At 55.2% G+C, this 22,343-nt stretch carries 16 protein-coding genes; 1 reads left to right on the top strand and 15 read right to left on the bottom strand.

Features of this window, described 5'->3' with window-relative positions:
• Positions 1-93: 93 nt before the first annotated feature.
• The 7 genes from NP77_RS09975 to NP77_RS23425 all read right to left on the bottom strand — a co-directional run bounded on the left by NP77_RS09975 (position 94) and on the right by NP77_RS23425 (position 8,897).
• Positions 94-2,007, bottom strand: a complete 1,914-nt coding sequence (locus tag NP77_RS09975; RefSeq protein ID WP_039660013.1) for a beta-glucoside-specific PTS transporter subunit IIABC — start codon at positions 2,005-2,007, stop codon at positions 94-96.
• Between the two features lie 245 nt (positions 2,008-2,252).
• Entirely contained in the window at positions 2,253-3,041 is a 789-nt protein-coding gene (gene phoH, locus NP77_RS09970) for a phosphate starvation-inducible protein PhoH (protein WP_003852284.1), read from the bottom strand.
• A 572-nt stretch (positions 3,042-3,613) separates the two neighbouring features.
• Positions 3,614-4,891 carry an iron uptake transporter deferrochelatase/peroxidase subunit gene (gene efeB, locus NP77_RS09965; protein WP_039660012.1) on the bottom strand — a complete coding sequence of 426 codons (1,278 nt, stop codon included), beginning with the start codon at positions 4,889-4,891 and terminating at the stop codon, positions 3,614-3,616.
• A gap of 2 nt (positions 4,892-4,893) precedes the next feature.
• Entirely contained in the window at positions 4,894-6,009 is a 1,116-nt protein-coding gene (efeO, locus tag NP77_RS09960) for an iron uptake system protein EfeO (protein ID WP_003852286.1), read from the bottom strand.
• A 55-nt stretch (positions 6,010-6,064) separates the two neighbouring features.
• A complete protein-coding gene (efeU, locus tag NP77_RS09955) occupies positions 6,065-6,889 on the bottom strand; it encodes an iron uptake transporter permease EfeU (protein ID WP_039660010.1) in 825 nt (274 codons plus the stop codon).
• Between the two features lie 190 nt (positions 6,890-7,079).
• Positions 7,080-8,564 carry a sodium/proline symporter PutP gene (gene putP / locus NP77_RS09950; RefSeq protein WP_039660009.1) on the bottom strand — a complete coding sequence of 495 codons (1,485 nt, stop codon included), beginning with the start codon at positions 8,562-8,564 and terminating at the stop codon, positions 7,080-7,082.
• Positions 8,565-8,579: 15 nt separating this feature from the next.
• A complete protein-coding gene (locus NP77_RS23425) occupies positions 8,580-8,897 on the bottom strand; it encodes a hypothetical protein (RefSeq protein ID WP_156137295.1) in 318 nt (105 codons plus the stop codon).
• A gap of 116 nt (positions 8,898-9,013) precedes the next feature.
• Here NP77_RS23425 and putA point away from each other — a divergent pair, with 116 nt between their 5' ends.
• A complete protein-coding gene (gene putA, locus NP77_RS09945; RefSeq protein WP_039660007.1) occupies positions 9,014-12,961 on the top strand; it encodes a trifunctional transcriptional regulator/proline dehydrogenase/L-glutamate gamma-semialdehyde dehydrogenase in 3,948 nt (1,315 codons plus the stop codon).
• Positions 12,962-14,687: 1,726 nt separating this feature from the next.
• Here the strand turns inward: putA and NP77_RS09940 are convergent.
• From NP77_RS09940 to NP77_RS09905, 8 genes are all read right to left on the bottom strand, one after another.
• Positions 14,688-15,764 carry an acyltransferase family protein gene (locus tag NP77_RS09940; RefSeq protein WP_008926847.1) on the bottom strand — a complete coding sequence of 359 codons (1,077 nt, stop codon included), beginning with the start codon at positions 15,762-15,764 and terminating at the stop codon, positions 14,688-14,690.
• 462 nt (positions 15,765-16,226) lie between these two features.
• The gene (gene tcyN, locus NP77_RS09935; RefSeq protein WP_003854542.1) at positions 16,227-16,979 is read right to left on the bottom strand and encodes an L-cystine ABC transporter ATP-binding protein TcyN; all 753 of its coding nucleotides are present in this window, start codon (positions 16,977-16,979) and stop codon (positions 16,227-16,229) included.
• Complete coding sequence (gene tcyL, locus NP77_RS09930; RefSeq protein WP_003854540.1) at positions 16,976-17,644, bottom strand: cystine ABC transporter permease; 669 nt, start codon at positions 17,642-17,644, stop codon at positions 16,976-16,978. Before tcyL ends, tcyN begins: the two co-directional genes overlap by 4 nt.
• Entirely contained in the window at positions 17,644-18,444 is an 801-nt protein-coding gene (tcyJ, locus tag NP77_RS09925; protein WP_033743520.1) for a cystine ABC transporter substrate-binding protein, read from the bottom strand. The genes tcyL and tcyJ overlap by 1 nt, the downstream gene beginning before the upstream one ends.
• Before the next feature lie 111 nt (positions 18,445-18,555).
• Entirely contained in the window at positions 18,556-19,542 is a 987-nt protein-coding gene (locus tag NP77_RS09920) for a D-cysteine desulfhydrase (RefSeq protein ID WP_039660002.1), read from the bottom strand.
• Positions 19,543-19,759: 217 nt separating this feature from the next.
• Positions 19,760-20,263: a flagella biosynthesis regulatory protein FliZ gene (gene fliZ, locus NP77_RS09915; protein WP_008926851.1), complete on the bottom strand. Its 504-nt coding sequence runs from the start codon at positions 20,261-20,263 to the stop codon at positions 19,760-19,762.
• Between the two features lie 50 nt (positions 20,264-20,313).
• Positions 20,314-21,036, bottom strand: a complete 723-nt coding sequence (locus NP77_RS09910; RefSeq protein ID WP_003854529.1) for an RNA polymerase sigma factor FliA — start codon at positions 21,034-21,036, stop codon at positions 20,314-20,316.
• A 144-nt stretch (positions 21,037-21,180) separates the two neighbouring features.
• On the bottom strand, positions 21,181-22,149 hold the full coding sequence (locus NP77_RS09905; protein WP_039659999.1) for an HNH endonuclease signature motif containing protein: 969 nt from the start codon (positions 22,147-22,149) through the stop codon (positions 21,181-21,183).
• Between the last annotated feature and the right edge of the window lie 194 nt (positions 22,150-22,343).

Below are 22,343 nucleotides of genomic sequence, written 5' to 3'. Positions count from 1 at the left end.
TAAGGAACCTCAATCATTGAATGGCTTAAACCACCCAGGCTGAACCAGGCTGTAAAGTGAGATACACATTAATCGTATCGACTAAAACCTGGGTCATTTAACCTGTGCGCGCCCAGCCCCCTCTCTTTGTGTCATAGACATCAGCGGCATCCCTGGCCCGATGGGACCCTGAGACTGATATTCTGTTAAAATAAAGTCTTCGCTATTCACCACCAGGACGGGTGTTGTCAGGTCATAGCCTTCACGTTCAATGCAGTCTTTGTCGAATTCAAGAAGTGGCGTACCTGCTTTAACCACATCCCCCTCTTTTACCAACGGTCGGAAATATTGCCCCTGCAACTCGACCGTATTTAATCCAACATGGATCAGCAATTCGGCGCCATTATCACACAATAACCCGATGGCATGATGGGAAGCGATCAGGGATTCCACCCTCGCATTACAGGGTGCCACCACTTTTCCCGCGGCCGGCTTAATGGCGATACCGTCACCCATCACCTTACCGGCAAAGACCTCATCAGTAACACTTTCCAGCGCGAGGACCTCTCCTTTTAACGGGCTAAGAATATCAATCGCCTGACCACTCGCCGCTGTGGATGTTGCCTGCGGGGTGGATGCCAGAGGCGCAGACTCTTCTTCATCGATGGGATCGTCGAAGCCTACAAACTGCACCATCAAAATAGTCAGCACTATTGTCGTACCCGCACCTGCAAGCTCACCAATAAACGACATCGGCGCATCAGGACTGATGGCATTAACCAGCGTAAACAGACCCGGCAGTGCAGCATACGCGTAGTAAAGGCTACCGAACAGGCTGGCAACAACGGCACCAATTGCCCCGCCAATACAGCCACAGATAAAGGGTTTTTTAAAGCGCAATGTCACGCCATAAATCGCCGGCTCAGTGATGCCAAAAATAGCGGTGACGCCGGCAGAGAGCGAAGTTGCTTTTAACTGCGCGTTGCGGGTTTTCAGAAAGACACCTAACACTGCCGCCATCTGACCGATAACCGCGATAGTCTGATAAGCCTGGAAGGAGTCATGACCCTGCGTATCGAAGTTCGCCATAATGACGGGCGTAATACCCCAATGAACGCCAAAAATAACGATTATCTGCCAGATGCCTCCAATTACCGCGGCGGCCAGCATGGGCGCAGCATGGAACAATGCGTTATAGCCATTTGCTACCGCCAAAGCCGCCCATGTGGTAATCGGACCAATAACGATCAGAGTCAGCGGCACAATCACCACAAAGCAGATTAATGGGGTAAAAAGCGGACTGATGACCTCTGGTAACCACCTGACTACACGATGTTCAAGCCAGGAGAGTGCCCAAACCAGAAACAAGGGAGGTAAAACTGAAGAGGTATAAACTGTTTCAGAAAGCGGGAAGAAAAGGAAATTGATGCTTTCTCCCCCGGCAATGCGCGCTGCCAGCGAAGTCCAGTCCGGACTAATTAACGCACAACAACACAGGACAGCAATAAACGGGTTACATTTAAAATGCCGTGCGGCCGTAATCGCGATAAATACGGGCAAAAAAGCAAACGGCGTCCAGGACATGAAGTTGAGTACAGCAAATGTACCGGTTGTTTTAATATCAACATTAATCAAACCCAGAACAATCAGCAGTCCCTGAAGGATACCTGCCGCTGCAAGAATATAAACAATAGGCGCAAATACCGCCGACATCGTGGCAATGACCGCATCCAGTTTGCGTGTTTTTCCCAGCTGTTTCGGTGTTCCTGTCTCTTTAACCAGGCCGGACATTGTATTAAACACATCGGCGACATGGGTACCGATCACAACCTGAAACTGCCCGCCACTCTCAACTACGGCAATGACACCTGACAGACGTTGCACGTTACGCTTCGCCTCAGCGGGCGTTTTAACAAGCACCAGCCTTAAACGCGTGGCGCAGCGGGTAAAACTTTGGATATTCTCTTGCCCACCAACTTCATGAAGAATATCGCTTGCTAACTTATTGTAATCCCTGATGCCTGTCATATTTTTTCCCTTTCATTGTCACTGACTACACCGTCTGAAAAAGTGAAAATATTTGCATGGCAATCTGGAAACCTGCCATGCAACCGGTTTCACGGTATCCTGCGAGATATTTCATGCAACCGGTTTCATGGGAAAATGAGAGTGAAATCACTTATTAGATGAGAATGAATTCTGTTGAGGGATTGCCTGAAAAGAAAACCCGGCCGAAGCCGGGTTTGGGCGCTACACTTCTACTCAATCAAACGCTAGCTATACGCGTGCAGGGTGCGCTGACACAGCGCAGAACGCACACAATCCTCTTTGCCAAAGCGCACAATGCCAACCATCTCGTCCTCTTCAAAACGCGCCAGCGCGTCCGCGAGACCGGAAGGCACCCCAGCGGGCAAGTCGCACTGGGTAATATCGCCGTTAACAATGACTGTGACGTTTTCGCCCAGTCGGGTCAGGAACATTTTCATCTGCGCGGCGGTCACGTTCTGCGCCTCATCCAGAATCACCACAGCATTTTCAAAAGTGCGGCCTCGCATGTAGGCGAAAGGCGCAATCTCTACCTTGGCAATTTCCGGACGCAGACAATATTGCATAAATGATGCGCCAAGACGTTTAACCAGAATGTCATAAACCGGGCGGAAATAAGGGGCGAATTTCTCAGAAATATCACCGGGCAGGAAACCCAGATCCTCATCTGCCTGTAGTACCGGGCGCGTAACGATAATCCTGTCGATATCCTTATTAATCAGGGCCTCAGCTGCTTTCGCAGCACTGATCCAGGTTTTACCGCATCCGGCTTCACCGGTTGCGAAGATCAGCTGTTTCGTTCCTATGGCATTAAGATAGTGCGCCTGAGCTTCATTACGGGCCTCAATCGGTAACCGGTCACGCGTATCACGCGCCATGCCAATTGCATCCAGTCCGCTCATATGCACCAGCGAAGTGACCGACTCTTCTTCGCGCTGACGATGACTTCGAGAGTCACTGCGAAGCACTCTTCTTGCTTCACGACGCGCTTTGATCACTGCTTTCTGTCTTCCCATAGTGGCACCTTTCAGTTGGTTTCATTTCCCGCGCGAGGTCGTTAACCCGTTGCGATTACGTGAACGCTTTAGAGGTTTCAGTTGGCTTCCTTTAGAGCCATGACAGGACAGGATAATGGGTATGCAGCAACACAATGACGTGGCTGAACACCGGATAAAACAGGATGCGATAAGACAAAAGAAATGGTTGAAGGAAGGGAGAAATAACGAGGCAGAATTGCCCTCGCGGTCAGGCGCAATTTATTTAGTGACAGTGACTTTCCATTAAAGACTCGACCCATTCGCGAACTCCAGTGTGATACATCAACACATACGATTACGCCTGTTTAATAAATTGCACCATTTTGTTGGGCCTTTGCAACAGTAATTTTACCTGCTGGCAAAGGAATTGCTAATCGCGGGTAAGTATTTCTTTTAAGGCAAAATGTAAAATCTCTACATTTCAGTCAATTACCATATTTTATATACACCCGGCACCCGGTAAATCTCAGTAAAAACTTAGCCAATAATACCTGAAAGTGGTAAACCGCGGGCGGCATGAGACAGGCCCGCCCGCATTGTTCAAAAATTAATCAAGCCTCCAGTAGCGACTGTCCTAAATAATGGCTGGCGTCGGCAACTCCGGGTAAAGCGAAAAAGTAACCACCGCCAAAAGGACGGATATATTCTTCCAGCGCTTCACCGTTGAGACGCTGCTGCACCGTGAGAAAACCACGCTCCAGATCGTGCTGGTAGCAGACGAACAATAATCCCATCTCAAGCTGCCCGGATGCAGAGATACCCGCAGAGTAGCTGTAGCCACGTCGCAGCATCAGGCTACTGGCGGTCTCAGGTGTGCGGGGGTTCGCAAGACGAATGTGCGCATCCAGTGCAATGACCTCACCATCCGGATCACGCGCGTAATCCGGCACGTCATGTTCATGCTGCATGCCCAGTGGCGCGCCGCTCAGCTTCTCGCGACCAAAGATAGTCTGCTGCTCACCCAGTGGGGTGCGGTCCCACATTTCAACGTGAAAGCGAATAAGTCGTACTGCCTGATAGCTGCCATTGCGCGCCCAGACAGGCTCATCCTGATCGGCGGTCACCCACAGCAACTGGTTCATAAGAGCAGGATTGTGCGTATCCGGGTTGGCGGTGCCATCTTTAAAACCCAGCAGATTGATCGGCGTCTCCTGCCCCTGACTGCGTGCCGCGTGGTCCGAGATAAAACCTTCGCGTCGCCAGCGTACACCCAGCAGGTCAGGCGTATGCTTGATGATGTCACGCAGAGCATGAATCACCGTATCCTGCGTGTTAGCACAAATCTGCAGCAGCAGATCGCCATGACACTGACTGGCATCAAGCGAATCATTGGGGAAGCGCGTCATCGGCTGCAATTTTTTCGGCTTGTGAGGCGCTAAACCGAAGCGTTCATCAAACAGCGAATGGCCGACCGACACAGTAATTGTCAGATTATCAGGCGCGATAGTCGCCCCAAGAATGCCGGAATCCATTGGCGGCAGTTGCGGATTAGTCACCGCAGGTGCCGGCCCTCCCGTGGTGAGAAAGGCGATACGCTGGGTCAGTAGCTGGAACAGACGCTTCAGTTCCGCTTTATCACTACTGAGCAGATCAAATGCCACCAGCATCATCGATGCCTGCTGGGGCGTCGTGATGCCCGCCTGATGTGGACCGTAAAACGGCTGCCTCTGCTGTCGCGCCTGCGGCGTTACCGTACCCGGCGAAAAGCTGTCCGCAGCAGCGGCGTGGAACGGACAACCGCCGCCGATCGCCGCCGCGCCGCCCAGCAGACCCAAACCTTTCAGTAAACGACGACGCGCAGGCTGCGCGTCATCTTCCTTACGACTCATGATTAATCCAGACCCAAAGTGCCACGAAGTAACGAAAGATCTTCCGCCAGCGCGGTGATCGGTCCTTTCAGCGCGTTACGGTCGGCGCTGGTCAGTTTCTCATAGGATTCAAAACCGGTTTTGGTGCGGTACTTGCTCAGGATTGCATCGACTTTTTTGAAGTTAGCGTCAACCTTAGCCTGCAACTGCGGGTTCGCTTTGCTCACCATCGGGCGTAGCAGCTCAACAATTTTCTGCGCGCCATCAATGTTGGCCTGGAAGTCCCACAGGTCGGTACGACTGTAGCGATCTTCCTCACCGGAGATTTTGCTGGAGGCCACTTCTTCAATCAGACCGGCCGCGCCGCCAACCACTTTAGCTGGCGGGAAGGCCAGTTCGCTGATGCGCACCTGCAAATCTTTCACATCTTTATTCAGCTTATCCGCGTAGTCCGCCATGCCTTTGGTGCTGTTATCCGCAAACAGGGCTTTTTCCAGACGGTGGAAACCGGTGAACTTAGGATCGGCTGCCTTCTTCTCGTAGTCATCTTCACGGGCATCAATGCTGCCGTCGAGATCGGAGAAAAGCTCAGCAATCGGCTCAATGCGCTCATAATACTGACGGGTCGGCGCAAACAGCGTTTTGGCTTTTTCCACATCACCCGCTTTAACAGCGTCAGTAAACGCCTGGGTGTTACTGACCAGCTGATTCACCTGATCCGTCACATACGCTTTATAGGCGGTGATCGGGCCTTCTAACTGCATACGCGCGGACGTGGTGCTTTTCGCCGTGCCCTCGCCCGCCTCAACAATCAGCTTGCCTTTAGGATTGCTCAGCAGACCACAGGTCATCTCATATTCGCCTGCTTCCAGATTGGCGGTCAGCTTCTGACTGAAGCCTGGCGCGATGTTCTCACGCTCTTCAACCACCAGCACGCCCTTTAGGATTTCCCACTCCAGCGCTTTCTGGCTGTTGTTTTTGATCAGGAACTGAGTCTTGCCGGCCTTGACCGTTAAGCTCATCGGCTCACACTGCTTGTCGTTGACACTAACGGTGACCTGAGGAACCGCTGCCGCAGCCGAAGCGGAGATCGCCAGCAGAGGAAGCAGCAGTGCCTTGCGGCGGAAACGCATTGTCATCTCGATATTCCCTGTTAAGTTGCCGGCGCGGCGGGCGCGCCTGTTAAATGTCTGATTACACCGTGGCCGACGCAGCAGGACGCGCAGGCATAAAGAACAAAATTAGCGCCGGGATCAGGTAGACGAAGTAAACGGTCACTTCACTCACGCTTGGGGCCTCCTGATATCCCAGAATCCCTTCCAGCAAAGTGCCGAACAGCGAATGGGTCGATAAAGTATTACTGAGGTCGAACGCCACATCCTGAAAGCGATTCCAGAGGCCTGCTTCGTGGAACGCACGAATTGCCCCCGCCGCCAGGCCCGCCGCAACAAATAAAATGAACACGCTGGTCCAGCGGAAAAAGTGCGCCATATTCAGGCGGATACCGCCCCAGTAGAGCAGCATGCCCAGCACCACCGCCGTTGCCAGCCCCAGCACCGCGCCAATCGGCGGCGCATAACCGACATCCTGAGTAAAGGCGGCCAGCAGGAAGAAGACAGACTCCAGCCCTTCACGTGCCACGGCCAGAAATACCATCAGCACCAGCGCCAGACCGCCACGGCCGGAGCGGTGCAGCGCCTGATCGACCGCCTGCTCAAGCTCGACCCGGATATTGCGTGCCACTTTGCGCATCCAGAACACCATTGAGGTGAGGATGACGACCGCAATCAGCGCCACAATACCTTCAAACAGCTCCTGCTCTTTTTGCGGGAATTCACCGGTGGTGGCATTGATGAACAGACCCAGGCCCAGACAGAGTGCAGCGGCGATAAACACGCCCGCCCACATCGCCGGGAACCATTGGGTGCGCTGGGTGCGTTTGAGATAGCTGGCTATCAGGCTGACTATCAGCGCGGCTTCAAGCCCTTCACGCAGCATGATGAGAAAAGGAACAAACATCGCCAACCTCTTGAATGTTAAGCAGCGTCAATAAATAGTAAAATCAGGTAAAGTGTAAACGATACCGATTATCATTATCGCTGCGAAAAAAACAAGTTACTGGTGGAGATAATTTCATCTTTGGGTGATTTATCTTTGTAACAAAAAGGCCCGCCCCTTCCGGGACAGGCCTTGAGGATTAACGCTTCGCTTATTTGGTCTGGAACTCTGCTTCTGCAGCGACAAAGCGCTGTTGCGCTTCTGCTGAAGGTTCACGTCCCATCAGACTGAAGACCACGATCGCGATGCTGGCAAAGATGAAGCCTGGGATGATTTCATACAGTCCCAGCCAGCCATACTGTTTCCACAGCAGCACGGTCAGCGCACCGATAATCATGCCCGCCAGCGCACCGTTGCGGTTCATGCGCTTCCAGCAGACGCCAAACAGCACGACCGGACCAAACGCAGCACCGAAGCCCGCCCAGGCGTAGCTCACCAGGCCCAGCACGCGGTTTTCCGGATTAGACGCCAGGGCAATGGCAATCAGTGCCACCAGCAGCACCATCAGACGCCCTACCCACACCAGCTCTTTCTGGCTGGCATTTTTACGCAGAAAACCTTTGTAGAGATCTTCAGTCAGGGCACTGGAGCAGACCAGCAGCTGACAGCTCAGCGTTGACATCACGGCGGCCAGAATCGCTGACAGCAGAATTCCCGCAATCCATGGGTTGAACAGAATACGCGCCAGCTCAATAAAGACGCGCTCAGCATTATCATTAACGCCCGTTGCCAGCGTCGGGTTGTTCTGGAAGTAGGCGATACCAAAGAAGCCCACCGCCACAGCGCCCGCCAGACAGAGCACCATCCACGTCATACCGATGCGACGTGCGGTACGGATTGAGCGATGTGAATCTGCCGCCATAAAACGCGCCAGGATATGCGGCTGCCCGAAGTAACCCAGACCCCATCCAAGCAGCGAGATGACCGCCACGAAGTTCAGCCCCTTGAGCATGTCGAGGTTTTCCAGGCTTTTCGCTTGAATCACTGCCATGGAATCAGACCAGCCGCCGACCGCGATAATCACAAACACCGGCGTCAGGATGAGCGCAAAAATCATCAGGCTCGCCTGAACGGTATCGGTCCAGCTTACCGCCAGGAACCCACCCACCAGCGTATAGAGGATAGTCGCCGCTGCACCCGCCCACAGGGCAGTTTCATAGCTCATACCAAAGGTGCTTTCAAACAGACGCGCACCGGCCACCACGCCCGAGGCGCAATAGATAGTGAAGAACACCAGGATCACAAGAGCAGAAATGACACGCAGGATTTTACTGTGGTCTTCAAAGCGGCTGGTGAAGAAGTCCGGCAACGTCAGCGCGTTGTCATGATGCTCGGTCTGGACCCGCAGGCGACCCGCCACGATTTTCCAGTTCAGCCAGGCACCGATGGTCAGGCCAATTGCGATCCAGCTTTCAGAGATACCGGAGATGAAAATGGCACCGGGTAATCCCATCAGCAGCCAGCCGCTCATATCGGAGGCACCGGCAGAGAGTGCCGTGACCACGCTACCCAGGCTGCGGCCACCGAGGATGTAATCATCGAAGTTTTTGGTTGAGCGCCAGGCTATAAAACCAATCAACACCATCCCAAGAATATAAATCACAAAGGTCACCAGCATTGGTGTACTTACACTCATCTGTCTCTCCACTTATTATTTGATATCCCAGAGAAATCGCCAGCTACCCGCCAGCCGGAACGGGGCAAAGCGGGCCGATTTTTTCGTCAGGGCGTCAGTCATTTCCCAGCGGCGCGGTATCCTGCCGGAAAGGCGTGGCGCGCACAATGGATTTAACACAGGCGTTACAGTGATTTCACTAACCGTTTGTGAAAACGTGCTGATAGGTTGCACTCGCTCACAGTTATCCGGTTGCACCACGGAATTACCCGCCATAAAACCGCTTTTTATCAGGCTTGCCAACTTGGCGAGGATCTTGCAGCAATATCCATGCCGCTTTGAGAAATTTAACAATCGGCCTCATTTAAAGGGTGTTAACTGGCTCACATTTAACACGGTTGCACAAAGTTGCAACTTAAGTGATAGTGCAGCCAACGCCGTACCGAACCACTACAAGGAGCTCTGGAGTCATGGCTACAACCACCATGGGTGTAAAACTGGATGACGCAACACGTGAGCGCATCAAACTGGCTGCACAGCGGATTGATCGCACGCCACACTGGCTGATTAAACAGGCGATATTTAACTACCTGGGCCAGCTTGAAAGCGGCGACGCCGTGCCGGAGATCCCGCTTTCTGCCCTGGCGGTCGCGGAGTCCGATGACACCCAGCCAGAGGAGTCGCACCAGCCGTTCCTTGACTTCGCAGAGCAGATTTTACCTCAGTCAGTGACCCGTTCAGCGGTGACCGCCGCCTGGCGTCGTCCGGAGACTGATGCAGTACCCATGATGCTGGAGCAGGCCCGCTTGCCGGCAGCGCTGGCAGAGAAAACCCATCAGCTGGCTTATCAGCTCGCCGACAAGCTGCGGCACCAGAAAGGGGCAACCGGACGCGCTGGCATGGTGCAAAGTCTGCTGCAGGAGTTCTCTCTCTCCTCACATGAAGGCGTAGCGCTGATGTGCCTGGCTGAAGCGCTGCTGCGTATTCCTGACAAACCCACGCGCGATGCGCTGATTCGCGACAAAATCAGCAATGGCAACTGGCAGTCACATCTGGGACGCAGCTCCTCAATGTTTGTCAATGCAGCGACCTGGGGCCTGCTGTTTACCGGCCGCCTGGTTTCGACCCACAATGAGTCGAACCTCTCCAGCTCGCTTAACCGCATTATTGGTAAGGGTGGCGAGCCACTGATCCGCAAAGGCGTGGATATGGCGATGCGTCTGATGGGTGAGCAGTTCGTTACCGGTGAAACCATTGCCGAAGCGCTGGCTAACGCCCGCAAGCTGGAAGAGAAAGGTTTCCGCTACTCTTACGATATGCTGGGCGAAGCGGCACTTACTGCAGGCGATGCCAAAGCCTATCTGCTCTCTTATCAGCAGGCGATCCATGCCATTGGTAAAGCGTCGAATGGACGTGGCATTTATGAAGGACCCGGCATCTCCATCAAGCTCTCCGCACTGCATCCCCGCTACAGCCGCGCGCAGTATGAGCGTGTAATGGACGAGCTCTACCCTATTCTGAAATCACTGACGCTGCTGGCCCGCTCTTATGACATCGGCATCAATATCGACGCAGAAGAAGCCGATCGGCTGGAACTGTCACTCGATATGCTGGAAAAACTCTGTTTCGAGCCAGAGCTGGAAGGCTGGAACGGCATCGGGTTTGTGATTCAGGCCTACATGAAACGCTGTCCGTTTGTCATTGATGAGCTGATTGATCTGGCACAGCGCAGCCGCCGTCGCCTGATGATCCGTCTGGTGAAAGGCGCGTACTGGGACAGCGAAATCAAGCGCGCCCAGATGGAAGGCCTGGAGGGCTACCCGGTTTATACCCGCAAGGTTTACACCGATATCTCTTACCTGGCCTGTGCCCGCAAACTGCTGGCGGTGCCAAGCCTGATCTATCCGCAGTTCGCGACGCACAACGCGCACACTCTGGCGGCAATTTATCAACTGGCGGGCAATAACTACTATCCGGGCCAGTATGAGTTCCAGTGCCTGCACGGCATGGGCGAACCACTGTATGAGCAGGTGGTCGGCAAAGTGGCGGACGGCAAGCTTAATCGTCCCTGCCGTATCTATGCGCCGGTGGGCACCCATGAAACCCTGCTGGCCTATCTGGTTCGTCGCCTGTTAGAAAACGGGGCCAACACCTCCTTTGTTAACCGTATTGCTGATACCTCGCTGCCGATCGATGAGCTGGTAGCCGATCCGGTGACTGCCGTCGAGAAACTGGGTGCCAGCGAAGGCGCCATTGGCCTGCCGCATCCGAAGATCCCTCTGCCGCGCGAACTGTATGGCGATAACCGCGTTAACTCTTCGGGTCTGGATATGGCCAACGAACATCGTCTTGCCTCACTGTCCAGCGCCCTGCTGAGCAGCGCCGCACAGCCCTGTCTGGCCGAGCCGATTATAGAGGGTGAAGCGGGTGCAGGCGAGCTGCGCGATATCCTTAACCCGGCCGCACCGGGCGACCGTGTCGGTCAGGTTCGCGAAGCTACTGAGCAGGAGGTCTCTGTGGCACTGGATGCCGCCGTGAACAGCGGACCGATCTGGTTTGCCACGCCGCCGCAGGAGCGTGCTGCGATCCTGGAACGCGCTGCACAGCAGATGGAAGGCCAGATGCAACAGCTGATTGGTATCCTGGTGCGTGAAGCGGGCAAGACTTATAACAACGCTATCGCGGAAGTCCGTGAAGCCGTTGATTTCCTCTATTACTACGCCGGTATGGTGCGGGACGATTTCGACAACGAAACGCACCGTCCACTTGGCCCGGTGGTCTGTATCAGTCCGTGGAACTTCCCGCTGGCGATTTTCACGGGTCAGGTTGCGGCTGCACTGGCAGCTGGCAATAGCGTGCTGGCAAAACCGGCTGAGCAAACCCCACTGATTGCCGCGCAGGCGGTTCAGATCCTGCTGGATGCGGGTGTGCCGCCAGGCGTGCTGCAACTGCTGCCAGGCCAGGGCGAAACGGTCGGTGCACAGCTGACCGGAGACGATCGGATTCGCGGCGTGATGTTTACCGGCTCGACTGCCGTGGCAACCCTGCTGCAGCGCAATCTTGCCGGTCGCCTTGATCAACATGGTCGTCCGGTGCCGCTGATTGCGGAAACCGGCGGGATGAACGCGATGATCGTCGACTCTTCCGCGCTGACTGAGCAGGTGGTGATCGATATCGTCGCCTCGGCCTTCGACAGCGCGGGACAGCGCTGCTCTGCGCTGCGTCTGCTCTGTATTCAGGAAGATGTCGCCGACCATACGCTGAAGATGCTGCGTGGCGCGATGGCGGAGTGCCGCATGGGCAATCCGGAACGCTTCTCAACCGATATCGGCCCGGTGATTGATGCCGAAGCCAAAGCCAATATCGACCGTCATATTCAGGCGATGCGTAACAAGGGCTTCACGGTGTATCAGGCGGTGCAGGATAACCCGCAGGACAGCAAAGAGTGGAATAGCGGCACCTTTGTGAAACCGACGCTGATTGAGCTGAATCAGGTTAGCGATCTGGATAAAGAGATTTTTGGGCCAGTGCTTCACGTCGTGCGCTTCACCCGCAACAACCTGCCGCAGCTGGTTAATCAGATCAACGCCTCCGGCTATGGCCTGACGCTGGGCGTGCATACGCGCATCGACGAAACCATCGCGCAGGTGACGGCGAACGCCCGGGTCGGCAACCTTTACGTTAACCGCAACATGGTCGGCGCCGTGGTCGGCGTTCAGCCGTTTGGTGGTGAAGGCTTATCCGGAACCGGTCCGAAAGCGGGTGGCCCACTCTATCTTTATCGCTTGCTTGCCCATCGCCCGGATAGCGCACTGCGTCTGACCTTTGATCGTCAGGATGCCGAGCGCCCGGCCGACAGCACGCTCCGTCACTCTTTACTGGCACCGCATCAGGCACTCAGCAACTGGGCTAAAGATAAGCCTGAGCTGGCTGAACTCTGCCAGCACTATGGCGAGCTGGCCCAGGCGGGCGTGGTCCGCCTGTTGCCTGGCCCAACCGGCGAACGTAACACTTTCTCACTGTTGCCGCGTGACCAGGTGCTCTGTCTGGCTGACAACGAGCAGGATGCGTTAGTCCAGCTGGCTGCGGTCACCAGCGTGGGCAGTAAAGCGCTGTGGGCAGATGATGAGCTGCATCGCACCCTGCGGGCGGCACTGCCTGACGCCGTGAAAGCGCGTATCACGCTGGCGCGTGACCCATTAGCCTCGGAGTTTGATGCGGTGATCTATCACGGCGATGCCGATCAGCTGCGCACCCTGTGCGAACAAATTGCGGCGCGTGACGGCGCGATTGTGTCGGTGCAGGGCTTCGCCCGCGGCGAGACCAATCTGCTGCTGGAACGTCTGTTAATTGAGCGTTCACTGAGTGTGAATACTGCCGCGGCGGGCGGTAATGCGAGTCTGATGACGATTGGGTAGCGCTGAAGCTTAAGGGGGGGTTCGCTGCGCGAAGGGGCTTGGGTGCACACAGGTGCTGGGGGGTTCGCTGCGCGAACGGGCTATGAGAAGGTTTCGTTCGCCTGGTGAGCTGGCCAGTTTCAGTTACGCCTCTGCAGGCGACCAACAAGGGGGCGCCAGTCGCCGCGCCCCCTTGACCCAGGGCTCCGGCCTGCTTCACCGCCGCTTCGCGGTTCCTTCGCTTCTTCCGGATTTCTTACGGACCGGCGGGACGCGCCCTCCCTGGCGCGAACCCGCCTCTTCGCGGCATCCCTGCCGCTCGTCCTGAAATCCCTCATCCGCTCAGCGGCTCTGACGGCCTCCCTTCCCCGCTTTTATCTCTTTTTTTGTGTTGGGTACGTCGTCGCTGTAAGTCCGGAGGATTATCTGTGTCTCTCTGCCGGGCAGGAAGAATGGCCTTCCACCCTATCTACTTTTTATCTCTTCTTTTTGTGTTGGGTACGTCGTCCCTGTAAGTCCGGAGGGTTATCTGCGGCTCTCTGCCGGGCAGGAAGAGTGGCCTTTCACACCATCCTCTGTTGGCTCTTCTTTTTAATGTTGATGCATTGCCGCTGATAGCTTTCAAAATTAGCTTTGGTTTTCAAACCACCAGACAACGCTGTGTCCGATAAAAACCAGGATATTAGAGGCGGGGTTGGGAGAGGCATCCGAAGCGCTGAGGAACAACCGGAGGCAAGGAGGAGCCGACAGGACGTCGGCGAAAGGACGGAACGCGCCAGGGATGGCGCGTCCGGACGGTCCGCAGGCCAAAGGGCGTGACGAAGGGACCCCGCAACGCGGGGCGCGCAGGCTGCCGGACGCCGGGATTGTTAAGGGGCGGGCGTACGCCCCTTAACGCGTCCGCCTGCACGGACAAACTGAAACACCCCACCGCCTGGCGGGCGTAACCCGCTCAGTGTCAGCCCGCTGCAAAGCGAAACCAGCCAGCCCCTTCCCCCCCCCTTTCAGCGGCCTTAATCCCCGAACCGGGCAAAAATCCCACCGGCAGGGGTTTACCAGAGGCATCCGAAGCGCTGAGGAATAACCGGAGGCAAGGAGGAGCCGACAGGACGTCGGCGAAAGGACGGAACGCGCCAGGGAAGGCGCGTCCGGACGGTCCGCAGGCCGCAGGGCGTGACAAAGGCACCCCGCAACGCGGGGCGTGCAGGCTGCCGGACGCCGGGATTGTTAAGGGGCGGGCGTTCGCCCCTTGACGCGTCCGCCTGCACGGACAACCTGAAACTCCCCACCGCCTGGCGGGCGTAACCCGCTTAATGTCAGCCCGCTGCAAAGCGAAACCCGCCATGCCCTTCCCCCGCTTTCAGCGGCCTGAACCTCCCCCACCGGGCAAAAACCCCACCGGCGGGGATTTATCAGAGGCATCCGAAGCGCTGAGGAACAACCGGAGGCAAGGATGAGCCGACAGGACGTCGGCGAAAGGACGGAACGCGCCAGGGAAGGCGCGTCCGGACGGTCCGCAGGCCGCAGGGCGTGACGAAGGGACCCCGCAAAGCGGGGCGCGCAGGCTGCCGGACGCCGGGATTGTTAAGGGGCGGGCGTACGCCCCTTAACGCGTCCGCCTGCACGGGCAACCTGAAACTCCCCACCGCCTGGCGGGCGTAACCCGCTCAGTGTCAGCCCGCTGCTAAGCGTACCCTGCCCGCTTCCAGGTGGAAGCTACCGCGCAGCCTGCTGCAAGGCGCAAACCTCACCCCCTCCCATGCGCCCGCTTAACCAGTGTCGGAAATACAAACAGCGACTGCCCCACGCCGCGATTGGTCAGCGACCAGATAGCCACTGAGCAGAGCGAACACAGACCGACTATCGCCACCGGATAGAAGCAAGCCCAGAGAAACGAAAACCACGCCTGCTCAAACAGATGATGACGCTGCGCGAACAGAATCGCAGACATACCAAAGAACTCGATGAAGATACGATGGATAACGTAAATCTGCAGTGTATTGCGGCCAACCCAGTTGAGATAGCGCATGCTGAAATGCTGATTCAGCCAGCGGCACGCGGCAATACTGAACAACACAGCCAGTACGCACAGGAACAGACTCTTATCCAGACCGAAAATCACATGAATCCCCGCGACCGCTGCCAGTAGCGCCCAGGGCATCAGATTCTCGCGCCGCCACTCACTCAGGCGCAGCATGGTCTGACTCCAGAACGCACCTAACAGGAAGAACAGGAAATATTGGGCCAGACTCTGGGGACCCCAGAACGGAATCACTTTTTCCACCGCGAGGTAATTCAGCAGGATCGCCACCAATACCAGGGCCAGCTTATATTGACGAAAAACTTTGGCACAGAGGAAATAGAGCCCCAGCCCATACAAATACCATGACGTACTCATGGCCATAAAGGTCAGTTTCAGGAACTCGAATAGTGAACCCGCATAGGCGGCATTGAGATTCTGGGAAATGCGCTGGCCGGTAATTTCAGTAGAGATGCCTATGATGGACCACCACTGAATAAAGCCCCATAGAATATAGAGATAAAAGAGATTGGTAATACGACTGGTAAACACCTGTTTCCAGGGCCGGTTAATAATGCCATTCGTCGCCAGCAATCCTGAAACAAAGAAAAAGGCAGGCATACGCAGCGGCGACAATACCGTATTAAACTGTATCCATATTTCGGCAGGAATCCATCCGGCAGTGAGATATTTCATGGTTCCTTCAAAGCCGGGTAAAACCGTGTGGTACAGGACCACCAGCAATATGCAGGCGCCCTTAAGGGTATCTACCCATAATATCTGGTCTGACTTAGTCTGGCTCATTCAATGACTCCTGCTGTGTAGGTCAGAATGCTGGAATGTAAAAGCGAGGAAAGCAGTTTTGCTTTTATGGTTATCCAGCGATTATTCGCCATTGAGCCGAAGTTGAATGTAGCGAAACTCTTAAAAGCCGTGGAGTGGCCCTGCTGCTACAGTTATTTACCTGACCGAACGTTTCCTTACACTTATTAATTGATGAAGCGATACGCTTATTACCGCCACCTCACTCAAAGAAAACGATAATATTCCCTGATGATCGCTAAAATACAAATAAGAGAAAGTGGCATCAGTAAAAGCCATTTAATATCCGATGAAAAGAAAAGATTTGTCAGATGTGCCAAAAGGTTTAACGGCTAAATAAATAGTTATGATATTGCGCCGCACACTCAGGAAAAAGCAGTCCATTGCTGCGTTAAAACAGGCGTACGGGAGGGATAAAACTGCCTTCCGGAGAAGGCAGTGGAATTACTGATTAAGGAATTTATCGAGGAACTGACGGGTTCGCGGCTGCTGAGGGTTACTGAACAACGCTTTCGCGTCGCCCTGCTCGACAATACGTCCCTGGTCCATAAAAATGGCGCGGTCCGCAACGTCGCGGGCAAAACTCATCTCATGCGTGACGATAACCATGGTACGTTTCTCCTCGGCCAGGGCACGAATGGTGCTGAGCACTTCGCCTACCAGCTCCGGGTCCAGCGCAGAGGTCGGCTCGTCGAACAGAATGACTTCCGGCCGCATCGCCAGTGCACGCGCAATTGCCACGCGCTGCTGCTGTCCTCCTGACAGACGGCGCGGATAGCTCTCCTCCTTACCATTCAGCCCGACCTTCTCCAGCAGAGTGCGGGCACGGGCTATTGCATCCGCTTTCGGCTCGCCTTTAACAATGACCGGCCCTTCAATAATGTTCTCCATCACCGAACGGTGCGGAAACAGATTGAAGTTCTGGAAGACAAAGCCGACCTGCTGACGCAAACGACGCACCTGCTCTTTCTGCTTGCTCTGCGCCAGCGCGGCATCGACAGTAATCTCCCCGACGCGGATGGTGCCGCTATCCGGCACTTCCAGCAGATTAATACTGCGCAGCAGCGTGGTTTTACCTGAGCCGCTGGGGCCGATAATCGCCACCACTTCACCAGCGGCAACATCAAGGTCGATGTCGTGGAGCACCGTCTGGCCGTTAAACGATTTCACCAGCTTTCTGACTTCAATGGCGCTCATTTCGACTCCGAATCCTGACGATTAACATGCTGTTCCAGCCGGTTCTGCAACGCAGACAACACCGTTGCCATCACCCAGTAGATTAGCGAGGCCGCCAGATACATGGTGAAGACTTCCAGCGTGCGTGAGGTGATCAACTGCGCCTGACGGAACAGTTCCGGCACCTGAATGGTCGCTGCCAGCGAGGTATCTTTCACCAGACTGATAAAGCTGTTGCCCAGCGGTGGCAACGCGGTGCGCGCTGCCTGCGGCAGAATGACCCGGCGCAGCGTTTGCCAGCGCGTCATGCCGATACTGGCCGCCGCTTCCCACTGACCGCGTTCAATCGATGAAATCGCGCCGCGCAGTGACTCTGAGGCGTAAGCGGCGGTATTCAGGGAAAGACCAATCATCGCAGAGGGGATCGGATCCAGTTCAATGCCAAACTGCGGCAGGCCGTAATAGATCATAAAAAGCTGGGCGATTAACGGCGTGCCACGGAAAATCGAGACATAGATCCGCGCCAGCCAGCGAACCGGCCAGAAGCGTGACAGACGCATCAGCGCCAGAATAAAGCCCAGCAGCAGACCAAAGAACATCCCGCCGATGCTGAGCTGCAGCGTAAACAGCGCGCCCTTTAATAAAAAAGGTGCTGAATCCAGCACCAGTTGAAGACTTTCCTGCATTATTTCGTCACATCCGCGCCAAACCATTTCTGAGACAGCTTGCTCAGCGAGCCATCTTTCTGCATATCAGCAATAGCCTGGTTGACCGCTTTCAGCAGATCGTCGTTACCTTTACGCATCGCCACGCCCGATTCCTGACGGGAGAACGCATCGCCCGCGACGGCCATGGTGTCACCGGTTTTCTTCACCAGATCCAGCGCGGCCAGACGGTCAACCAGAATCGCATTCAGACGGCCAGAACGCAGATCCTGATATTTGGTCGGGTCATCATCATAGGTACGGATGTCCACGCCCTTCACATTCTCGCGCAGCCACTGCTCGTAGTTAGTGCCCAGACCCACGCCCACTTTCTTACCGGCCAGATCAGCCGGTTTAGTGATAGTGCTGGCGTTGGCTTTCATGGTCAGTGCCTGAATACCGGAGACCGTGTATGGCGTTGAGAAGTCATACTTCTTCTTGCGCTCATCAGAGATAGTGACCTGGTTGATCACCACATCAATGCGCTTCGCGTCGAGTGACGCCAGCATGCCATCCCACTTGGTGGGTTTAAGGCTCGCTTTGACGCCCATGTGCTGCGCCAGCTGTTCCGCGAATTCCACTTCAAAACCGGTCAGCTTGCCCTTTTCATCCTGAAAGCTGAATGGCGGATAAGTGCCTTCCAGCCCCACCAGCAGCGTGCCGCGCTCTTTAATTTTGTTCAGCAGGTTTTCCGCTGCAAAGGTTTTAACGTTGACGCCTGCAATCAGCGCCACAGCCATAACGCCCATCACCATCTGACGACCTGCACGAGAAAAGGACATATTCACCCCATTATTGACAGTATTGTGTGTGTTGTTATAAGGGCAGCACCGCGTATCGCTGCCTGTTCAAAATGATAACGCACGGAGTATAAACTGTTTTATTCGCTTGTCTCAGACTGAAGGATGATAAGCAAATAACGCCGGTGCCCCGCCCGTATGAATAAACAGCAACGGACCTTCACGGCGGAAACGATTCTGGCTGATGCCATCCAGCAGTCCGGCCATCGCCTTGCCGGTGTAAACCGGATCCAGCAGTATCCCTTCCAGCTGCGCCAGCAGTTTTACCGCCGCCATGCCTTCATCATTCGGCTCGCCGTAGCGTGGCGCAAAATAGTCATCCCACAGGGTGATCGGTGCCTTAACCTGTACTTCCAGCTTCTCTGCCAGCGACTGACGCAGCCGCTCAACCAGCGGCAGCTGCGCGTCAACCTGACGTGAAACGGTGACGCCCACCAGCTCGGTTTCCGGCAGCAGATGCTCCAGTCCTACCGCCAGTCCGGCATGGGTGCCAGCACTACCGGAAGCAACGATCACGGCGGCGAAATCAACCACGCCTTCGCTCTGATGAGCGATCTCCTGTGCACACTCCACATAGCCTAGTGCACCCAGCGCATTTGAGCCGCCGACCGGCACGATGTAAGGACGAAAGCCCTGCGCTTCCAGCCGGGTTGCCTCTTCAGCCAGCTGTTCGGTGGGATTGTGCAGCGCATCCACCATGATCACTTCAGCATCCATCAGATCCAGTAACAGACGGTTGCCGTTGCTCAGGTAGTTTTCAGCGTGTGTACCGATCGGGTTTTCCAGCAGCGCTACGCACTTCAGGCCAAGCCGGGCAGCGACTGCCGCCGTCTGACGCACATGGTTGGACTGAATAGCGCCCGCAGTCAGTAACACATCGGCACCTTCACGCAGGGCATCGGCCGCCAGAAATTCCAGCTTGCGCAGCTTGTTGCCACCCATCGCGACAGGCGTGAAGTCATCGCGTTTGATGAAAATATCGCGCCCCAGATAATCAGAAAGCCGTGGCAGATGTTCTAACGGCGTCGGTGCGCCCAGCAGTTCAAGACGAGGAAATTGGTGTAACAAATGCAAAGACAATGCGGCCTCCGTTTGGGCACGGGAATTATCCTTACAGTGTTGCAGAAGATGCGAAAAGGATCACCCTTATTCAGGTGTCAGCAGATGCGGTGTGACGGAAGTGCAGGGAAAAAACCAGGAGGAAGAAGCGCCGTGCTCCCCCGCCCCTTTTTCCCGGCTGGCGGGAAAAGAGGATTGTGCCACAGGCACGCGGGGGAACAATCGGTGCAGATCAGGCTTACGCCTGCTGCCAGCCTAAGAACTGATCGTACTTGCGCAGCGCAATGCGGTAATTGTTATTACCGGCATCGGGCAAATCGCTTTCCAGACACTGATGCCAGCTATTTCCTTTAAGCTTTTCGGCCGGGAAATTTTTGGCTTTCAGCATCTCATCCAGTCGACGGAGACGCACCACATACTCACGAATCGTGCTCGGGCTCATCTCTGTCTGTTCAAACAGATACTGTTTAAACGCCATAATGTCGAAGTAATTAGGATGGGTATTGCAAAAAATATCACTACAAAAACGACAAAGCGCGGTCAGCTCGGGCTGAAGTTTCAGCCACAGCTGTTCATCAATCATCTGGTCCATCCGAGCGATGGCCTCTTTATTGATGATCTGGCCACGAAAAACGAGCGCCATTCGATCTAATACCTTGCCACAGTGTGAACAATTGCTCTGGCTGTGTTTATAGTCTTTAAGATAACGACTTAACGGTCTGGCTTTGGTCTTGGCTCCCATTACTGAGTCCCCGGTTTCTTATAATTTTGAATCGCCAGGAACTGATACTGCTAGCGCGCTCCCGCAAGTCGGGCCCGCAGGCGTTTAATCGCCTGACTGTGCAGCTGGCTGACACGGGATTCACCCACATCAAGCACCGCACCAATCTCTTTCAGGTTCAGTTCTTCCTGGTAGTACAGTGTCAGCACCATCTTTTCACGATCGGGTAACGCTTCGATCGCTTCAATGACGCGCTCACGCAGACTCCCTTCAAGCAACTGGTGAAGTGGATTGGCTTCTTCATGGCCTTCCGTCACCAGCTCCGCGCTGTCGCCGTGCTCTTCCCGATACTCGTCGTAGGAGAAAAGTTGACTGTTGTTGGTGTCCAGCAGGATCTGCCGGTACTCCTCCATTGAAACGTTCAGCTGCTGCGCGACTTCCTGCTCGGAAGCAGAACGCCCCAGCGACTGTTCAACTCTGTGCATTGCGCCAGCCACCTCACGTGCGTTACGACGCACGCTGCGTGGTGCCCAGTCCCGACTGCGAAGCTCATCGAGCATTGCGCCACGAATACGCTGCACGGCGTAGGTGGTAAAGGCTGTACCCTGAAGCGCGTCGTAGCGCTCTACGGCATTTAACAGCCCTATCCCACCTGCCTGCAGCAAGTCGTCAAGCTCAACACTTGCCGGCAGGCGAACCTGCAGACGCAACGCTTCATGACGCACCAGCGGCACGTAGCGCTGCCAGAGCGAATGCTTGTCCATCACGCCTTCGGCGGTATAGAAATCGTTCACGTTGACTACCCTGCGTTAATGAAGTTATCGGCATGATTATGCAATTCTGTAGCGTTTTCGATTGACTGAATAGGCGGGGTAAAACGAGGCTATTTCATTTTTGTTAAGTCAGGGTGCATATCGTTCTGCACCCATCAATAGAAATTAACGACGGGCGCGAAGCCGTTGCCGCGTGGCGGGTGGTACGGCGGCCCACAGGCTACAGACGCGACCATCCAGCTCCTGATACCAGGGCGCGATATGCTGCCGCGCCTCCTCGCCAGGGTGCACCTGAATCTCTCCCGACTCACCATTTATACTAATCAGTCGGTTAATAAATAACCGCTGTAAATCGCTGCGTAAAAAGAGGCCATTATCGATGCTGTTATCGGCAAGGATACCGTCATCGCCTTCCTGTGTGTCGATATGGCAGGCTTCCACCCACGGCCAGTTATGGCGTTCGGTCAGCTCGGTTCCGGTCATTACACAGGCGCCGTAGCGGGCTTTTACCCCGGCACTGAATTCCGCCTGACTGGCGCGCTGCAGCACCCGCGCTTTAACCCGACGTCCGACTTCAGTACCCGGCATGACCGCCGCAGGGACTTTGTGCTGCGGCGTACTCAGCACCACGATGAACTGAATGCGCTGCGACTGCGGAAAACAGGGATCGGCCTGCGGACTGAAGAGCTGCCAGTAAGCGTCATCATCATCCTGATGCATCAGCACCAGTTTGTAGCCGCGACTGTTAATCAGGTTCTGCGCCGTAGCGGATTGCGGATCGATCATCGCGAAAACCTGGCTGCTGCCCATCACTTTCCACAGGTTTTCGCGCTTCTCGTTCTCGCTGCGACGGAAATAGAGGAAAGAGAGATTCTGCTTCAGGTAGTGCTCAAAGCGACGCAGGTAATTTTTTCGCTCGTTGTCATGGGAGATGAACAGCAGGTCCTCCAGCGGACTGTTACTCTCCTCCTGTGCAAACACCGCACGAATTTTTAGCGTACGCAGGCCCGTTGAGGGACTGAGCAACGCGCGGGCTGTCAGCTCTTTCTCATCAGGGTATTGCAACGCATAACGCCGGGCGATCTCGTCGAAGGTCAGCCGCTCGCCCGGTAACAGGTCGTAATTGAAGCGCATAGACACTCCACAAAGTGAAAATCAAAATTGATGTTGTTCTGTAGAGAGTTATCGGCAGGCGTGGGGGGAACTGTAACTGACTGAGTGAATCCGGGGATGAGAAAAGCACTCTGTACCTTATGGTCAGAGAACGCGTTAGCGGTATGCTGCCTGATATCACGTATAAGCGCCCCGGAAAGGTTGGTATGAATAAT

The sequence above is a fragment of the Pantoea sp. MBLJ3 genome (assembly GCF_000816655.1).
GTDB lineage: Bacteria > Pseudomonadota > Gammaproteobacteria > Enterobacterales > Enterobacteriaceae > Pantoea > Pantoea eucalypti.
This window is presented reverse-complemented; position numbering and strand designations above follow the sequence as displayed.

Bases quoted from the DNA above. Each gene is read 5' to 3' on its own strand.
- putP (WP_039660009.1), bottom strand. From the start codon at position 8,564: ATGAGTGTAAGTACACCAATGCTGGTGACCTTTGTGATTTATATTCTT.
- NP77_RS09975 (WP_039660013.1), bottom strand. From the start codon at position 2,007: ATGACAGGCATCAGGGATTACAATAAGTTAGCAAGCGATATTCTTCAT.
- phoH (WP_003852284.1), bottom strand. From the start codon at position 3,041: ATGGGAAGACAGAAAGCAGTGATCAAAGCGCGTCGTGAAGCAAGAAGA.
- putA (WP_039660007.1), top strand. From the start codon at position 9,014: ATGGCTACAACCACCATGGGTGTAAAACTGGATGACGCAACACGTGAG.
- tcyL (WP_003854540.1), bottom strand. From the start codon at position 17,644: ATGCAGGAAAGTCTTCAACTGGTGCTGGATTCAGCACCTTTTTTATTA.
- efeO (WP_003852286.1), bottom strand. From the start codon at position 6,009: ATGACAATGCGTTTCCGCCGCAAGGCACTGCTGCTTCCTCTGCTGGCG.
- tcyN (WP_003854542.1), bottom strand. From the start codon at position 16,979: ATGAGCGCCATTGAAGTCAGAAAGCTGGTGAAATCGTTTAACGGCCAG.
- efeU (WP_039660010.1), bottom strand. From the start codon at position 6,889: ATGTTTGTTCCTTTTCTCATCATGCTGCGTGAAGGGCTTGAAGCCGCG.
- NP77_RS09905 (WP_039659999.1), bottom strand. From the start codon at position 22,149: ATGCGCTTCAATTACGACCTGTTACCGGGCGAGCGGCTGACCTTCGAC.
- efeB (WP_039660012.1), bottom strand. From the start codon at position 4,891: ATGAGTCGTAAGGAAGATGACGCGCAGCCTGCGCGTCGTCGTTTACTG.
- tcyJ (WP_033743520.1), bottom strand. From the start codon at position 18,444: ATGTCCTTTTCTCGTGCAGGTCGTCAGATGGTGATGGGCGTTATGGCT.
- fliZ (WP_008926851.1), bottom strand. From the start codon at position 20,263: ATGGGAGCCAAGACCAAAGCCAGACCGTTAAGTCGTTATCTTAAAGAC.
- NP77_RS09940 (WP_008926847.1), bottom strand. From the start codon at position 15,764: ATGAGCCAGACTAAGTCAGACCAGATATTATGGGTAGATACCCTTAAG.